The following is a 15,410-nucleotide window of genomic DNA, read 5'->3' on the forward strand; positions in this document are numbered from 1 at the left end:
GATTGAATCGGAACGGGTCTCTGTCCGTTTGGCTGGAATGTCTTCAGCCGCTTGCGAGCGGCTGGCTAATTCGCCCCGGTGTACCGGTCCCAGGCGGCGGCGCCGTCAGCGCCCTCGTGGATGATCGCCATGAGCCCGGCCACCACAGCGCGCGGATTGGCGTGCTGGTAGATGTTGCGGCCATAGACCATGCCATGCGCGCCCTGCGCCATAAGCGCCGCCGACTTGTCGAACACCGTGCGCAAATCCTCCTTGCCGCCACCACGCACCAGCACCGGGCAGCGCGCAGCCTCGACGACGCGGTGGAAATCGGCAGCCTCGGTCGTCGGATCGGCCTTGACGATGTCGGCGCCCATCTCGCGGGCAAGCCGGGTCAGCGTCACGATCTTCTCGGCATCGCCGTCGACCATGTAGCCGCCGCGCTCGGAGTTCGCCAGCATCGCCAGCGGTTCGATCATCAGCGGCATGCCATATTTGTCGCAGTCGGCGCGGACGCGCGCAATGTTCTGCACGCACTGGCGGAACAGGTCGGGTTCGTCGGGCAGCATGAACAGGTTGACCACCACGCAGGCGGCGTCCATCGCCAATGCGCCGGTCAGCGGCTCATGCTCGTTCTGTAGCACAGCCCACATGTGGCGGTGGCGGGTCTTGTTGTAGGGATTGCCCATGTCGATGCGCATGACCAGCGCCGGCTTGTCCTTGCCCGGGCGCTCCTGCAGCAGGTCGGCCTGGCCGAAATTCATCTGGATCGCGTCGGGACGGGCCGTGACCAATTGGTCGACCACGCCGGCAATGTCTTCCAGTCCGTCGAGGAAGGACGGCTCGTTGCAGACACCATGATCGATGGCGACGTCGAGGCACCGGCCGTTGGCGAACAGACGGTTCATGCGGACTTTAGGGCTGATGCGCATTCGGCGCTCCTTTCGGATCTTGCTGAGAGTTTCGTGGCGTCGAGCCCGTGCCGGCTTTCCAGCAGGGCGAGAAATTCCTGGCGCTCGCGCGCGCTGCGCTGCTCACCCCAACCCTTTGCTTCGGCGAGGATGCCGAGCGCCTGCTCGATGAGTCCCCACGAGAGCTTGCCGGTCACGCCGATGGTCGTGCGCCGCAGCAGCAGATCGTCGAGCTTTTCGACATGCTCATGCGCGATCAGGTGCGCGAGTTCGCGGTCCGAATAGGTGGAGCCCGGCAACATGGCGTCGTCGCCGAGGCCGTCGGCAACCGTCGCAGCATCCGTGCCGTAGCGTTCGAACAGCTCGCGCATGCGGGCACGCGGAACACCTGAAATGGCGGCCTGTTCGGAAATCCACCGCTCGGCATCGCTAGGAAAATCACGGCCACCGCCAATGGCCAGTTCCTCGGTATCCCTAGTCCGCTTCGTGCCAAGACGTTCCAGTGCCATGTCGGCCGCCAGCGCCCCGAACGAGCGGAAGGTGGTCCACTTGCCCCCGATCATGCACAGCATCTCAGGCAGCGCGCCGCTGGCCTCGACCACCTCGCAGAAGTGGTCGCGCGGGATGCGGCCGGTGAAGCTGTCGTCGCTGGCCGGCAGCGGGCGCACGCCGGCAAACTGGAAGACGATCTCCTCAGGCGCGATGCGGAGGTGCGGAAAGACGAAGGCGAGCGACTGCAGGATGTAGTCGCGCTCATCGGTCTCGCAGCGCACCTGGTCGGGATCGTCGACACGTATGTCGGTCGAGCCCACCAGCACGTTGCCGAGATAGGGAAACAGGATGCAGATGCGCCCGTCCTCGTTCTCGTAATAGATCATGTGACCTGATAGCGCGTCGTGCAGTTCGCGGTTGGCGACGACCAGATGCGAGCCCTTGGTGCCGCCTATCATCGTCGGCGCCGAGGCGCCGAGGCCAGCGTTGGTCAGGTCGATCCAGCCGCCGGTGGCGTTGACGATCAGCCGAGGATTGAGGCGTACCGCCTCGCCGGTCAGAATGTCGGTCAGCACCACGCCGTCGCCATCGCCGCCGACCTGGGCATGGTTCAGCGCCCGCGCCGCCGGATTGGTCGCCAGCGCGTCGTTCAGCATTTCGACGCCCAGCCGCTCGGGCCGGCTCACCCAGGCGTCATAGTAGGTCGCCGAGTTGCGGATATCAGGGTTGATCGCCGGCCAGGTCCTCAGCGTCTCGGCGCGGCTGCGGAAGACATGCTTTGGCATCAGCCGGCGCGTGGCGGTGAGGATGTCGTAGACCGCCAGGCCCGCCTTGATGACCACCGCACCGCGGCGGTTCGGCCTGCGGGTCAGGCCGAGAAAGCGGAAAGCGCCGTTGGCGATGCCCGAGAAGAAGTCGAAGATCGGCACCGTCGTCGGCAATGGTGCTACGAAATGCGGGGCGTTCCTGAGAAGCCTGTCGCGCTCCAGAAGCGACTCCCGCACCAGCTTGAACTCGCCGTTCTCGAGATAACGCAAGCCCCCATGCACCATGCGCGACAGGGCCGCGCTCGCCCCCGAGCAATAGTCGCCCTTCTCGGCCAGGAGCACGTCGACACCTTGCAGCGCCAGCTCGCGGAAGACGCTGATGCCGTTGATGCCGCCGCCGATCACAAGCACGGCGGGGCCGTTCCGGCCCTCGAGGCCGGCTATGGTTTCGCTGCGATTCATGGTGCGGAGGGTTTCCTTCGGTCAGGCGTCCATGGCGACGAGATGCCTGGAAATGGCGGTATCGAGGGCGAGCAGATCGTCGGCATCGAGCCTGATCTTGCCGGCCCGCGCATTGTCGAGAGCCTGCGCCGGATTGCGCGCGCCACAGAGTGCAAAGGTGATGCCGGGCTGGGCCAGCGTCCAGGCGATCACCACCTGCGCCATGCTCGCCTTGTGCCGCTCGATGACAGGCTCAATGGCCGCCTTGAGCTCTGCGACCTTCTGCCGGTTGGCCGCGGAGAAGCGCGGATTGTCCTTGCGCTGGTCGTCGCCACTGAATTGACGGCTCGGATCAATAGCGCCGGAGAGCAGGCCGAGCGCCAGCGACGAATAGCTGAGGGTCGCGACATCGTTGCCCTGCGTGATCGGCAGCAGCGTGTCTTCGATCTCGCGATCAAGCATCGAGTAGCGCTCCTGGATAGCATCGATCTGACCGGCTTCGATATAGGTCTTCAACTCGTCAGCATTCACGTTGCTCGCGCCGATGGCGCCGATCTTGCCCTGCTGCTTGAGCCGCAAGAGCGTGTCCATCGTCTCGGCGACCGGCGTGGTCGGATCCTGCCAGTGGGTGATGTAGAGGTCGATATGGTCGGTGCCGAGGCGGCGCAGGCTCTGCTCAACCTCGTAGACGATGCCGTCGGCGCCGAGATAGCGATGTACCGGCAGCCCGTCCTGGTCGAAGAAGTGATTGCCCTTGCCGGAGTGCCAGTTGAGCCCGCACTTTGTGGCGACCACCACCTTGTCGCGGCGTCCGCGGATCGCCTTGCCGACGATCTCCTCACTACGTCCGAGACCATAGGCGGGCGCTGTGTCGATCAGCGACACGCCGGCATCGATCGATGCCTGGATCGCCGCAATGGAGGCGTCCTCGTCGGTGCCGCCCCACATCCAGCCGCCGATCGCCCAGGTGCCGAGGCCGACGCCCGAGGCCGATATCCCCGATCGGCCGATGTTGCGAACAAGCTGGCTCATGGTCTTTTTCCTTCGGCGAGTTCCAAGACCTGGAGGGCCGTGGCTTCGTCGGTGACGATGGTTTCGAGGTGGTTGCCGCGCATGGCGCTGAGGATCGGCGCGGCCTTGCTGGCGCCGCTGGCGACGCCGATGGTGCGCGGGACGGTGGCGAATTCTTCCAGTGTCAGCGACACCAGGCAGCGATTGAGGCTGTAGTCGCAGACCCTGCCTTGGGCATCGACAAGGTGGGCCAGCAGCTCGCCCGCCGCCCCCGACCGCTCGATGGCCTGGCGGTCTGTGCTCGACGAGGGATGCAGGTCGTAATAGCTGGAGTCGTCGGTCAGGATCGAGCCGATGCCGACCACCGCGACATTGGCCTCGCGCGCCTTGCGGAACACGTCGGAGACGGAGCTTACGCCCATCAGCATGTCGCGCTGCTCGGGGCTGTCGGCAAATAGCGGCGCATGCACCTGGTAGGCACGGCCGCCGAGCTTGTCGGCCATCAGCGAGGCGACGTGGTTGACGTCTGTGTAGTGCTTGCCCTGGACAAGCCCGGTCGCCGGGATGACCTCGACCTTGAACTGACGGTCGCCATTCAAGCCCGCAACCACGGCCGAGACACCCTTGCCGCCGGTGATAGAGATCGTGTCGCCGTCCTTGATCGTGTCCTGCAGTAGCGTTGCCGCGGCTTCGCCGACGCGCTGTAGCGCTGTCTGCGGATTGTCGCCGAGAGACGGCACGACAACGGCGCGCTTGAGCCCGCCGAGTGCCACCAGCCGGGCCTCGAGGTCAACGAGGTGTTCGATCGGCGATTTGATCCTGATCTCGACCAGCCCCATCTGGTGGCCGCGCTTGATCAGGCGGTTGACGGTGGCGTGCGAGATGCCGAGCTCGTGGGCGATCTCCACCTGGGTCTTGCCTTCCATGTAGTGGAGCACGAGCGCCTGATGCATCTGCCGCGCGTTGGCGATTTCGTCGCGTGAATTGCCGTTGGCCATCATTCGTCTCCGCTCATGCCTTCCTGCGATGAAGCAGGTGGTCGATGGAGACTGCGGCGAGAAGGATGCAGCCCTTGATCATGTCCTGCCAGTAAACCGAGATGTCGAGCAGGATCAGCGAGCTGGTGACCACCGAAAGCAGCGCCATGCCCAGGATCGCGCCGAAGATGGTGCCTGAACCGCCGTTGAGCGAAGCCCCGCCGATGACGGCCGCGGCGATGATGTTGAGTTCCATGCCGGCGCCGAATGTGGGCGTCGCCGCTCCGAAGCGGGACATGTAGATGACACCTGCAAAGCCTGCGAGCGTCGAACTCAGCACCGTCACCCAGAACTTCACCTGCTTGGTACGAATGCCGGAATACTGCGCCGCCTTCTCGTTGGAGCCGGTGTAGAAAACCTTGCGGAAAGCCGTCGCCCGGCGGAGCAGGAAGTCGAAGACGGCAACCACCACCACGAAGATGATGATGACATAGGGGACGCCGTGGAAGCTGCCCTGGCCGATGGCCTTGAAGGCCGGCGGCAGGGTGAACAGCGAGAGCGGCGTGCCCTTGGTGACGATCAGGCACAGGCCACGCACGATCACCATCGCCGCCAGCGAGGTGATGAAGTGGTTGAGCCCGACCACGGTGACGAAGAAGCCCATGACGGCTCCGATGAGCGCGCTGACGGCGATGCCGATCAGGCTCGCCGTCCACGGGTCGAGCCCGGCAAGAAACAGCGCGCCAGACACCACCATCGAGAAGGCGACGACCGAGCCGACCGACAGGTCGATACCGCCGACGATCAAGAGGATGGTCATGCCGACAACGACGATGCCCTCGATGGAGAAGCTCATCAGCATGGCGCGGAAATTGCCCCATGTGAGGAAATGCGGCGAGGCAAACGACATGGCGATGCACAGCGCCAGGATGATGACGATCAGGCCCGCCTCACGCATGGAACCCAGCCGCGCAAGGTTCCAGCGCGCGCCTTGGCTTTCCGATTTCATCTGAGCCGTCATGATCGGTGCTTCCGCTTCCCTAGGCGACATTTTGAGCCCTGGCATTGTGTGAATTTGACTGCACGCCGGAGGCGAGCATGATGATGGCTTCTTCGCCGAGCTCGTCGGCCGCAAGTTCGCCGGCGACCCTGCCCTCGCGCACGACGAGCACCCGGTCGCACAGCCCAATCAGCTCGGGCATCTCCGAGGAGATGACGACGATGCCGACGCCGCGACTGGCAAGCTCACGCAGCAGGCGATGAATTTCGGCCTTGGCGCCGACGTCGATGCCGCGCGTCGGCTCGTCCATCACCATCACCCTGGGGTCGACCGACAGTTGCTTGGCAATGGCCACCTTCTGCTGGTTGCCGCCGCTGAGCGTCGAGACGGCAGCGCCGACGCCACCCATGCGCACGCCGAGCCGCTTCGCCAGCTCTGTCGCCTGCGCTGTCTCGGCGCGGCGGTCAAGCAGGCCGAGTTTTCCTGTGAGCTTGCCGAGGTCCAGCGCCGACACATTGGCTGCGATCGACATGTCGAGGAACACGCCGGAGCCCTTGCGGTCCTCGGAGAGATAGACCAGGCCGGCCTTCACCGCGTCGGCATAGCAGGAAATCCTGATAGGCTGGCCGTCGATCTCGACCTCGCCAGCGGCCACGGATCTCAGGCCGCACATCGTTTGCGCCATTTCGCTGCGGCCCGACCCGATGAGCCCGCCGATGCCGAGGATTTCGCCGGCGCGAAGCTCGAGGCTGACACCGAAGCAGCGCTCGCCGTCCGACAGCCCTGACACCTTGAGCAAGGTGCGTCCAGGCGCCTCGTTCAGCTTGTCGGGGTAGAGCTGGGCAATCTCGCGGCCGACCATCTTGCGCACCACCTCGTCAGGGGTGGTCGAGACAATCTCGTCGGTGGCGACATAGCGCCCGTCGCGGAAAACCGTCACCCGGTCGCAGAGCGAGAAGATCTCGGCCATGCGGTGGCTGATGTAGATGATGGAAATGCCGCGCGACCTGAGTTCGCGGACGATAGCGAACAAGCGCTGCGCTTCCGGTTCGGTCAATGCCGCCGTCGGCTCGTCGAGGATCAGCACGCGACAGTCGAGCGTCAGCGCCTTGGCGATCTCGACCAGTTGCTGGTTGGAAATAGAGAGGTCGCCGACCTTGGTGCGCACCGGAATCGGGGCCAGAAGGTCCATCACCTTTTGCGCTTCGGCATGGAGCCGCCGGAAATTCATCAGCGGCGCGCGGCGGCTGTTGATCGCCGGCATGAAGATGTTCTCGGCAACCGTCGCATCGGGACAGAGTGCGATCTCCTGGTGGACGAGCGCGATGCCTAGCCGCTGGGCCGCGGCCGGATTGGCAATCACGGTGCGCTCGCCTGCGATGCGGATCTCGCCTTTGTCGGGCTGAAGCACGCCGGCAATAATGTTCATCAGCGTCGACTTGCCGGCACCGTTCTCGCCGCAGAGTGCATGGATCTCGCCGGGCGCGAGCGAGAAATCGATACCGGTCAGGGCCTTGATGGCGCCGAACGACTTCGAAACTCCTGAGATCTCGAGAATGGGCGTCGACATGAGTCAACCTTCACGGAGTGTGATCTTTGCGGTGCCGGGGCAGGACGCCCCGGCCGTCTTTCAGCAAGGCATGAAAGGGAGCGGAAATCTATTCCTCGATGCCCTTGGTGCCGCGGCGCTTGAGGTACTTGTCCCAGTAGAAGTCGTCGGCGTTGTCGGCGGTGACGATGGAGAAGCCGTTGTCTACGAAGGGCACGCTCATCGGGTTGAAGCCCGAGCGCTTGGCGTCGTTCATCGGGTCGATCAGTTCGGGATGCTTGGCCATCCACAGCAGCATGAAGCCCATGTAGCCCTGCATGCCCTGGTTGGGGTTGACCGAGCCGAAGATCTCGCCGGCCTTGATCATGTCCAGGATCTTGGCATTGACGTCGGCCAGCATCACCTTGATCTTGCCGCCGCCTTCCTTGGCTGCCTGCGCAGCACCGATGGCCGAATTGGCTTCCGGCATGAACACGGCGCCGAGGTCGGGATGGGCCTGCGCCAAGCTGAGTACGGCCTGGTAGGCCTTGGTCGGGTCCTGGTTCGAGGCGGCGCGGCCGACCAGCTTCATGTCGGGCCACTTGGCCTCCATGCGGGCGACGAAGGCATTGACGCGCTTGTCGTGATTGTCCTGGCCGGGGTTTTCGAGCACGGCGTATTCGCCCTTGCCGTCCATCGACTTGGCGACCGCGTCGGCGGCATAAGTGCCTTCGGCGACATTGTCGGAGGTGATGTAGGAGACGCGCTTGGAATTGGGCGAGTCGGCGGCGAAGGTGACGACGGCCGTGCCCTGCTCGATGGCGCGGTTGATCGGCTCGATGAACGGGTCGGAGTTCATCGGGTGCACCAGGATGCCGGCCGGCTTCTGGGCGAGCGCCTGGTCGAAGGTGGCGATCTGCTTGTTGACGTCATATTCCGGCGTGCCGGTGTAGGCGGTCTCGCAGCCGAACTGCTGGCCGGCCTGCTTGAACATCTCGTAGACCGGGAACCAGTATTCGACGCCCGACACCATGACGTTCATGACGTATTTTTCGCCGGGCGCGCATTTGAACGGGTTTTCGGCCGACTGGGCATGGCCGGCACCGAGAATGGTCGAGAGCGCGGCCGCGGCCGCGAAAGTGCTCAGAAATTTACGCAAGTTCCCTCCCTTGGCCGAAGCCAGATCAATAACCTTCGCCAGCACCTGACATGCCGTGCGGTATGGATTGATTGTCCGAACTTCCTCCCGAAGCCCGGTGACAGTGAGAATTGCAGCCTCGCGGCGCAATGTCAATAAAATTCATCATCTGAAATATATTTCACGCCAACACCAAGGTCAAGACTGTTTTAGCCGTCACCGCAAGCCCGAGAGCTTGGCCGCTCCCCCATCCGCGGATAGGCTGCCACTATCGTTAAGTGGAGCCTCATGCCTTGACCGACGATCGCAAGTCCCACTGGGACACCATCTACGGCACCAAGGCGGAAGACGACGTCAGCTGGTTCCAGAAAATGCCGGAGCCGTCCATGACGCTGCTCTCGCTCGCAGGCGCTACGCCTGGACAGGCAATCATCGATATCGGCGGCGGCGCCTCGCATCTGGTGGACGCGCTGCTCGATCAGGGTTTCGGCGATGTGTCCGTCCTCGATATCTCGCAGGCCGCACTTGAGGCCGACAAGGCTCGGCTAGGCGCAGCAGCGCACGAAGTCCACTGGATCTGCTCCGACGCGACCGCATGGCGGCCGGCGCGGCATTACGATATCTGGCACGACCGCGCCGCCTTCCACTTCCTGACCGATCCGGCCGACCAGGCGGGCTACATGTCAGCCCTCAAGCAGGCGCTGGTGCCTGGCGGCCACGCGATCATCGGCACCTTTGCGCCCGACGGACCGGAGAAATGCAGCGGCCTGCCGATCGTCCGACACGATGCCCAAAGCATCGGCAGGCTTCTGGGCAGCGGCTTCGAGCTCGTCGACAGCCGCCGCCACGAGCACAAGACGCCATGGGACAGCGTGCAGCATTTTCAGTTCGGCACCTTCCGCAAGCGGGCCTGACACACCTGCCCGATATATTAGCACGCGCGGATTTCGCGAAGATCAGGCCGCTGCAACAGGTCGTGCCGTGGCCATTCGCGCCAGCCACATGCCAAGAAACATCATCGGCAGAAACGCATACGTACCGGCCGCGCCCAACGCTATTGCTGTCAGTGCCGGACCCGGGCAGAAACCACCAAGCCCCCAGCCGATGCCGAAGATTGCCGGGCCGACTATGATCCTGCGGTCGATGGCAGAACTGTTCGGCACGTGAAACGAGGCGCCCGCCAGCGGCTTGGGCCGCCTGAAGACGATTCGATAGCCTGCAAAGGCCGTGATCACCGCCCCGCCCATGACGAAGGCAAGCGATGGATCCCACGTGCCGAACAGGTCGAGGAAGTTCAGCACCTTGGCTGGGTCCGACATTCCCGAAACCACAAGACCTATGCCGAAAAGCAGGCCGAGCGCGAGATTGACCATGAAGGACATGTTAGGCTCCCAGCACGTGGCGAACGGCAAAGACTGTGGCAAAGGCAGTAGCCATGAAGGTGAGCGTCGCCACCAGCGAACGCAGCGAAAGGCGCGACAGCCCACAGACGCCATGGCCGCTGGTGCAGCCATTGCCATAGACCGAGCCGAAGCCGACGAGCAGTCCGGCCAGGGCCATCAGCGGCAGGTTTGACGAGACGGTCTGGACGACGTCGGTGCCGCTTATTGCGGCATAGGCCAGCGGTGCAGCAACCAGTCCGAGAACAAAGCCGAGCCGGGAAAGCAAGGCGCCGTCGAGGTATGGCGGCAGCAGGCGGGCGGCAATGCCGCTGATGCCGGCAATGCGCCCTTCCCAGGCCATCAGCAGCACAGCCGAAAGCCCGATCAGGACGCCGCCGATGGTGGAGGCTATGGGGGTGAAGTCAGTCATATCCTTGCCTTTTGATGGGGTCTGCCGCCTGTCGCGGCTTGCTCTCGCCGTCCGGATCGCAGAACAGCGTGTAGAGCAGCGAGACGACAGCCCTCACCCGCTCGTCGGAGAGCCGGTAGAAAACGGATTTCGATTGCTTGCGGCCGACGATCAGGCCGGCATCGCGCAACTCGGCGATCTGTTGCGACAGTCCCGGCTGCCTGATGCCGAGGCCATCTTCGAGTTCACGCACCGAGCGCTCGCCTTCAACGAGTGCGCAGGCGATCATCAGCCGGTTCGGATTGGCGAGCTTCTTCAGGAATTCCGATGCCTCCGCTGCGCGGTCGAGCAGATCGGAAACCGGCCGATGCGGTTCCTGGGCCATGTCCTACCCCCAGTTTGCGCCCTGCAGGGCGTCGAGCGGGAACTTCAGGTAACGCTTGCCGTTGGCTTCGGGCTCAGGCAGGCGCCCGCCATTAATGTTGACCTGCAGCGCGTGCAGGATGAGCTTGGGCATCGGCAGCGTCCTGTCGCGGGTTTCGCGAAGCGCGACGAATTCCGCCTCTGTCGCCAGCCTGGAGATGTGCGTATTGCGCGCCTTTTGCTCAGCGACGGTGCTTTCCCATTGCGGCTGGCGCCCGCCCGGCTGGTAGTCGTGTCCCGTAAAAAGCCTGGTTTCGTCGGGCAACGACAGGATCTCCTGGATCGACTGCCAGAGGCGCTTGGCGCTGCCACCGGGAAAATCGGCCCGTGCCGTGCCGCTGTCGGGCATGAACAGCGTGTCGTGGATGAAAGCGGCATCGCCGACCACATAGGTGATCGAGGCCAGCGTGTGGCCGGGCGAGAACAGCACCTTTGCCGGGAGCTCGCCGATGAAGAAGGTCTCGCCCTCGGCAAACAGTTTGTCCCACTGCGACCCGTCGGCGGCGAGGTCCGTCCAGTTGTAGATGGCCTTCCAGAGTTTCTGCACCTCGATGACGCGTTCGCCGATAGCTGTCCGTGCACCGGTCCTCGACTTGAGATAGCGGGCCGCGGAAAAATGGTCGGCGTGGGGATGGGTGTCGAGGACCCACTCGACGGTCAGCCCCTGCTCCTCGACGAAATCGAGGATACGGTCAGCATTGCCGGTGGCCGTGGCGCCTGATTTCTCGTCGAAATCGAGTACCGGGTCGATGATCGCGCATTTCCTGGTCGCCGGATCGGCAACGACATACTGGACGGAAAAGGGTGCGCGGATCGAAGAAGGCGGAGACTTCGGGTTTCTGTACCATCATCTGCCCCACAAGGTTGTCGTGCATTTGCAAAGCATCAGGAGTTGGTGCGCAGCCAATCCTTGGCGCCGGCCAGATTGGTGCCCAGCCGTTCGCCGAGCGCATCGATATCCGTCAGTTTCATCCGGCCATCGAGTACCTCGCCGATCGCCCAAAGCGTCAGCGAGCGCGTGCCGCCCTTGCAATGGGCGAGAACCGGGCCCTGGGCCTCGTCGACAGCCTTCTGGAAGGCCCGTACGGCTTCCAGCGTGTAGCGCCCAGACAACACCGGGACATTGACGAAGTCCATGCCCAACTGCCCTGCCAACGCGGCGGCTTCGGCCATGCCGGGTTGGGTCGGCTCCTCGTTTTCGGGGCGGTTGTTGATGATCCTGCGAATGCCCGCTTGGGCAGCAACAGCCAGATCAGCGTCCGTTGGCTGGCCGGAAATCCAGAGCTTGTCGGTAACCTGCTTCATCACACATCCTATCAAAAGCGCTTGCGTAGGCCGCTACACGATTTAATATGAATGATTGCGTTTTCTTGCAATAGATTTTTTGTAACTAAAGATTGATGCCGCCTCGCCCGCGGCCTCTGCCTTTGCTAGCCGCCGCGATCCTGGCGGCGCTTGCCCCAGTAGTCGAGTCGCTTCTTGACGTCGCGTTCGAAGCCGCGCTCGTTGGGCACGTAGAATTCGGGCCGGTTCGGGCCGGCCAGTTCGTCGGGCATGAATTCCTGCCCGGAAAAGGCGTCGGGATAGTCGTGGTCGTAGCGGTAGCCTTCGTGGTAGCCGAGTTCCTTCATCAGCTTGGTCGGCGCATTCAGGATGTGCTTCGGCGGCGCCAGCGACCCGGTCTGCTGGGCGAGTGCAATCGCCTGGTTGAAGCCCATGTAGGAAGCGTTCGACTTGGGCGCGGTCGCCACATAGGTGATCGCCTGCGCCATGAACAGCCGCCCTTCCGGCCAGCCGACGCGCTCGAAAGCGCTCCAGGCCGCCACCACCTGCGGCATCGCCTGCGGATCCGCCATGCCGACATCTTCGGACGCAGCGCATGCCAGACGGCGAAAGATGGTACCGGGGTCCTCGCCGCCGATGACCATGCGGGCTGCCCAATAGAGCGCTGCCTGCACATCGCTGCCGCGCAGGCTCTTATGGAAACAACTGAGCAGATTGTAGTGCTCTTCCTGGCCCTTGTCGTAGACAGGCGCCCGCTTCTGGACGGCTTCGGCAAGGGCTGCCACATCCAGCATCGTGCCATCGGGCAGCGCCAGCAATTCCTCGCAGAGGCCGATCAGGTAGCGCCCGTCGCCATCCGCCATGGTCAGCAGCGTGTCGCGTGCGGCCGGTTCGAGGGGGAGTTTCCTGCCCGTGTGCGCTTCCGCACGCTCGGCCAGAATGGCGAGGTCTTCCTTTTCGAAGCGCCTGAGCGTGTAGACCTTGGCGCGCGACAGCAGAGCCGCCACCAGGCTGAAACTCGGGTTCTCGGTCGTAGCCCCGATCAGCACGATCGTGCCGTCTTCGACATGCGGCAGCAGGGCATCCTGTGTGGTGCGGTTGAACCGGTGCAACTCGTCGACGAACACCACCGTCTGCCGCCCTGCCCCGCTGCGCAGCTGCTTGGCGGCGTCGATGACCTTGCGCAGGTCGGCGACACCCGAAAGGACCGCCGACAGCTGCACGAAATCGAGGCCGACTTCCTTGGCGACCAGCCGCGCGATGGTCGTCTTGCCGACGCCGGGCGGGCCCCAGAGGATGAACGAGGATACCTTTCGCGCCTTGATCATGCGGCCGATGGGGCCGTCGGGACCAAGCAGATGATCCTGTCCGATGACCTCACCGATGCGTTGCGGACGCAGCGTCTCGGCCAGTGGTCGGGGTACGGCCTCGTCGAAAAGGGAACTCAAGACGTCAGCCTCCCGGCGGTCCGGCTGCCACGCCTAATAGCGCAGCATCTGCCGCATGATGCGGCCGTCGCGCTCGACGGTGAAGCGCCACCAACGGGTGTCTTCCTCGGCAAGCTGCTTCAGCTTGGCAGCGGTGTCGACGGTCTCGCCATTGACCTCGCGGACGATGTCGCCCAGTTGGAAGCCGAAACCTGCCGCCGGCGAGCCACCGTCGATGCCGACGATCGCCACGCCCTTGGTGTCGGTCGCGACACGCAGGCGCTGGGCCAGCCGCGGCGACAATTCGGCAACCTTGGCGCCGGCAAACGGGCTGCGGCCGCGCAGTAGCACCTCGTTCGAACTGGTGCCCTCAGGTGCACGCTCAAGCGCAACTTCGATCGACTTCTCCTCGCCCTTGGTCAGCACCGAAAGGGTCGCCTTGCCGCCGACCGGCTGCGTGGCCAGGCGGTAGTCAAGCGCTTCCATGTGTTCGATGGCAGCGCCATTGAATGCCAACACCACATCTCCAGGCTTCAGCCCGGCGCGCGCTGCGGGGCCGTTCTCGTCGACCGACGAGATCAGCGCGCCGGAAGGATGATCCATGCCAAGGGATTCTGCGATCTGCGGCGTCACCGGTTCGAACGAAGCGCCGATGAACGGCCGCTCGAAGAACTCGGCGCCGCCCTTGGCCGCTTCGGTGAAGGCACGCACCATGTTCGACGGGATGGCAAAACCAATGCCGATCGAGCCGCCGGTGCGGCTGAAGATCGCCGTGTTGATGCCGATGAGTTGGCCGCCCATGTTGATCAGCGCACCGCCCGAATTGCCCGGGTTGATCGCCGCATCGGTCTGGATGAAGAAGCCGGAGTCCGACACGCCGATATGCGTGCGGGCAAGGGCCGAGACGATGCCGCTTGTCGTGGTCTGGCCAACGCCGAACGGATTGCCGATGGCCAGCACCAGATCGCCAACCTGCAGCGCGTCGGAATCGCCAATGGCGACGGTCGGGAACGGCTTGTCAGAATCGATCTTGAGCACGGCAAGGTCAAGGGTCTCGTCCTTGAGCAGCACCTTGCTGGTGAATTCACGGCCGTCAGAGAGCGCGACCTTCACCTGGTCGGCATCCTGGACGACATGGTTGTTGGTGACGACGATGCCGCTTGGGTCGACCAGAACGCCCGAACCGAGCGACGAACGGTTGCGCGGACCCGACCGACCGAAGAACTGTTCGAAGAACGGATCGCCCTCGAATGGCGACCGCACCTTCACCTGCTTGGAGGCGTAGACATTGACAACCGCTGCCGCCGTGTCCTTGACCAGCGGCGCAAACGACAGCTGCATCTCTTCCCGTCCGAATGGCACACGCCGATCGGGACCGGGCGTTGCGGCCCCGCCGCCCTTGCCGCCATTCAGCAGATCCGTCAGCACATCCGACAGGCCCGGATCCCCGGTGGTCGGCGCCTCCTGGGCCGTCGCACCGCTGGCAAGCGTCATCCAGGTGCACAGCGCAAGCGACAGATATCGTTTCGCACGCATGGCGAATCCTCCAATGCATAGTTGGCGCCATTGTCGCGACGATTGTGCAAATTGAAAGGCTAGAGGGGCCCGAAAAGCGGTTATTTCCGCTTGGTTGGCCCCGGTTACGGAAGGACCGCTGAAACCTCTACGCGCCGTGCGCCCGCATCGCCCGGCAAACCACGTCACAGCGATCTGACCGACACACCACCCAAAACAAAAGGGGCCACAAGGGCCCCTTCGGTTCATAACACGATGCGGAAAGCTTATGCAGCTTCAGCTTCGTTGACAGCTTCGGCTTCGAGACGAACGCGGTCGCCTGCGCCCTTGGCCGAGGTGTCGCGATCGACGAACTCGATGACGGCCATCGCGGCGTTGTCACCGCGGCGGAAGCCAGCCTTCATGATGCGCAGGTAGCCGCCGTTGCGGGTGGCGTAACGCGGCGCGACGACGTCGAACAGACGCTTCACGACGTTCTCGTTGCCGATCTGGGCGATCACCTGGCGGCGGGCATGCAGGTCGCCGCGCTTGCCGAGCGTCACCAGCTTCTCGACGATCGGACGCAGGTCCTTCGCCTTTTCGAGCGTGGTCACGATCTGCTCGTGCTCGATCAGCGAGACCGAGAGGTTGGCGAACATGGACTTGCGGTGGCTTACGCTGCGGGCGAAGCGACGGCCTTTAAAACCGTGACGCATGGCTCTTTTCCTTCTTCAGTTGTTCAAGAGG

14 protein-coding genes and 1 pseudogene are annotated in these 15,410 nt (G+C 63.9%); 1 reads left to right on the forward strand and 14 read right to left on the reverse strand.

The window, feature by feature from the left end; genetic code table 11:
* Positions 1-65: 65 nt before the first annotated feature.
* The 7 genes from GGQ99_RS05460 to GGQ99_RS05490 form a co-directional block, all read right to left on the reverse strand.
* Positions 66-911 carry a class I fructose-bisphosphate aldolase gene (locus tag GGQ99_RS05460; protein WP_183261226.1) on the reverse strand — a complete coding sequence of 282 codons (846 nt, stop codon included), beginning with the start codon at positions 909-911 and terminating at the stop codon, positions 66-68.
* A complete protein-coding gene (locus tag GGQ99_RS05465) occupies positions 884-2,611 on the reverse strand; it encodes a glycerol-3-phosphate dehydrogenase/oxidase (protein WP_183261229.1) in 1,728 nt (575 codons plus the stop codon). The genes GGQ99_RS05460 and GGQ99_RS05465 overlap by 28 nt, the downstream gene beginning before the upstream one ends.
* Positions 2,612-2,632: 21 nt before the next feature.
* Positions 2,633-3,622: an aldo/keto reductase gene (locus GGQ99_RS05470; protein ID WP_183261231.1), complete on the reverse strand. Its 990-nt coding sequence runs from the start codon at positions 3,620-3,622 to the stop codon at positions 2,633-2,635.
* On the reverse strand, positions 3,619-4,599 hold the full coding sequence (locus GGQ99_RS05475) for a sugar-binding transcriptional regulator (protein WP_108609900.1): 981 nt from the start codon (positions 4,597-4,599) through the stop codon (positions 3,619-3,621). The genes GGQ99_RS05470 and GGQ99_RS05475 overlap by 4 nt, the downstream gene beginning before the upstream one ends.
* A gap of 13 nt (positions 4,600-4,612) precedes the next feature.
* Complete coding sequence (locus GGQ99_RS05480; RefSeq protein WP_183261233.1) at positions 4,613-5,599, reverse strand: ABC transporter permease; 987 nt, start codon at positions 5,597-5,599, stop codon at positions 4,613-4,615.
* Between the two features lie 19 nt (positions 5,600-5,618).
* The gene (locus tag GGQ99_RS05485; protein WP_183261235.1) at positions 5,619-7,148 is read right to left on the reverse strand and encodes a sugar ABC transporter ATP-binding protein; all 1,530 of its coding nucleotides are present in this window, start codon (positions 7,146-7,148) and stop codon (positions 5,619-5,621) included.
* A gap of 88 nt (positions 7,149-7,236) precedes the next feature.
* Complete coding sequence (locus tag GGQ99_RS05490; protein WP_183261237.1) at positions 7,237-8,265, reverse strand: substrate-binding domain-containing protein; 1,029 nt, start codon at positions 8,263-8,265, stop codon at positions 7,237-7,239.
* 272 nt (positions 8,266-8,537) lie between these two features.
* Here GGQ99_RS05490 and GGQ99_RS05495 point away from each other — a divergent pair, with 272 nt between their 5' ends.
* On the forward strand, positions 8,538-9,158 hold the full coding sequence (locus GGQ99_RS05495; protein WP_246389419.1) for a class I SAM-dependent methyltransferase: 621 nt from the start codon (positions 8,538-8,540) through the stop codon (positions 9,156-9,158).
* A 42-nt stretch (positions 9,159-9,200) separates the two neighbouring features.
* Here the strand turns inward: GGQ99_RS05495 and GGQ99_RS05500 are convergent, their stop codons facing one another.
* The 7 genes and pseudogenes from GGQ99_RS05500 to rplQ form a co-directional block, all read right to left on the reverse strand.
* Positions 9,201-9,626, reverse strand: coding sequence for a DUF6691 family protein (locus tag GGQ99_RS05500; protein WP_183261239.1), 426 nt, complete (start codon positions 9,624-9,626; stop codon positions 9,201-9,203).
* 1 nt (position 9,627) lies between these two features.
* Positions 9,628-10,056, reverse strand: a complete 429-nt coding sequence (locus GGQ99_RS05505) for a YeeE/YedE family protein (RefSeq protein WP_183261241.1) — start codon at positions 10,054-10,056, stop codon at positions 9,628-9,630.
* Positions 10,049-10,420 (reverse strand): ArsR/SmtB family transcription factor, encoded by a 372-nt coding sequence (locus GGQ99_RS05510; protein WP_183261243.1) that lies wholly within the window; start codon positions 10,418-10,420, stop codon positions 10,049-10,051. Before GGQ99_RS05510 ends, GGQ99_RS05505 begins: the two co-directional genes overlap by 8 nt.
* Positions 10,421-10,423: 3 nt before the next feature.
* Positions 10,424-11,763, reverse strand: a pseudogene (blh, locus tag GGQ99_RS05515) (bifunctional sulfur transferase/dioxygenase Blh).
* Positions 11,764-11,888: 125 nt separating this feature from the next.
* Positions 11,889-13,190, reverse strand: coding sequence for a replication-associated recombination protein A (locus GGQ99_RS05525; protein ID WP_183261247.1), 1,302 nt, complete (start codon positions 13,188-13,190; stop codon positions 11,889-11,891).
* 33 nt (positions 13,191-13,223) lie between these two features.
* Entirely contained in the window at positions 13,224-14,705 is a 1,482-nt protein-coding gene (locus tag GGQ99_RS05530) for a DegQ family serine endoprotease (RefSeq protein WP_183261249.1), read from the reverse strand.
* A gap of 245 nt (positions 14,706-14,950) precedes the next feature.
* Positions 14,951-15,379: a 50S ribosomal protein L17 gene (gene rplQ / locus GGQ99_RS05535; RefSeq protein ID WP_108608172.1), complete on the reverse strand. Its 429-nt coding sequence runs from the start codon at positions 15,377-15,379 to the stop codon at positions 14,951-14,953.
* Positions 15,380-15,410 lie beyond the last annotated feature (31 nt).

Origin of the sequence: Aminobacter niigataensis, from assembly GCF_014200015.1 — a bacterium.
Lineage (GTDB): Bacteria > Pseudomonadota > Alphaproteobacteria > Rhizobiales > Rhizobiaceae > Aminobacter > Aminobacter niigataensis.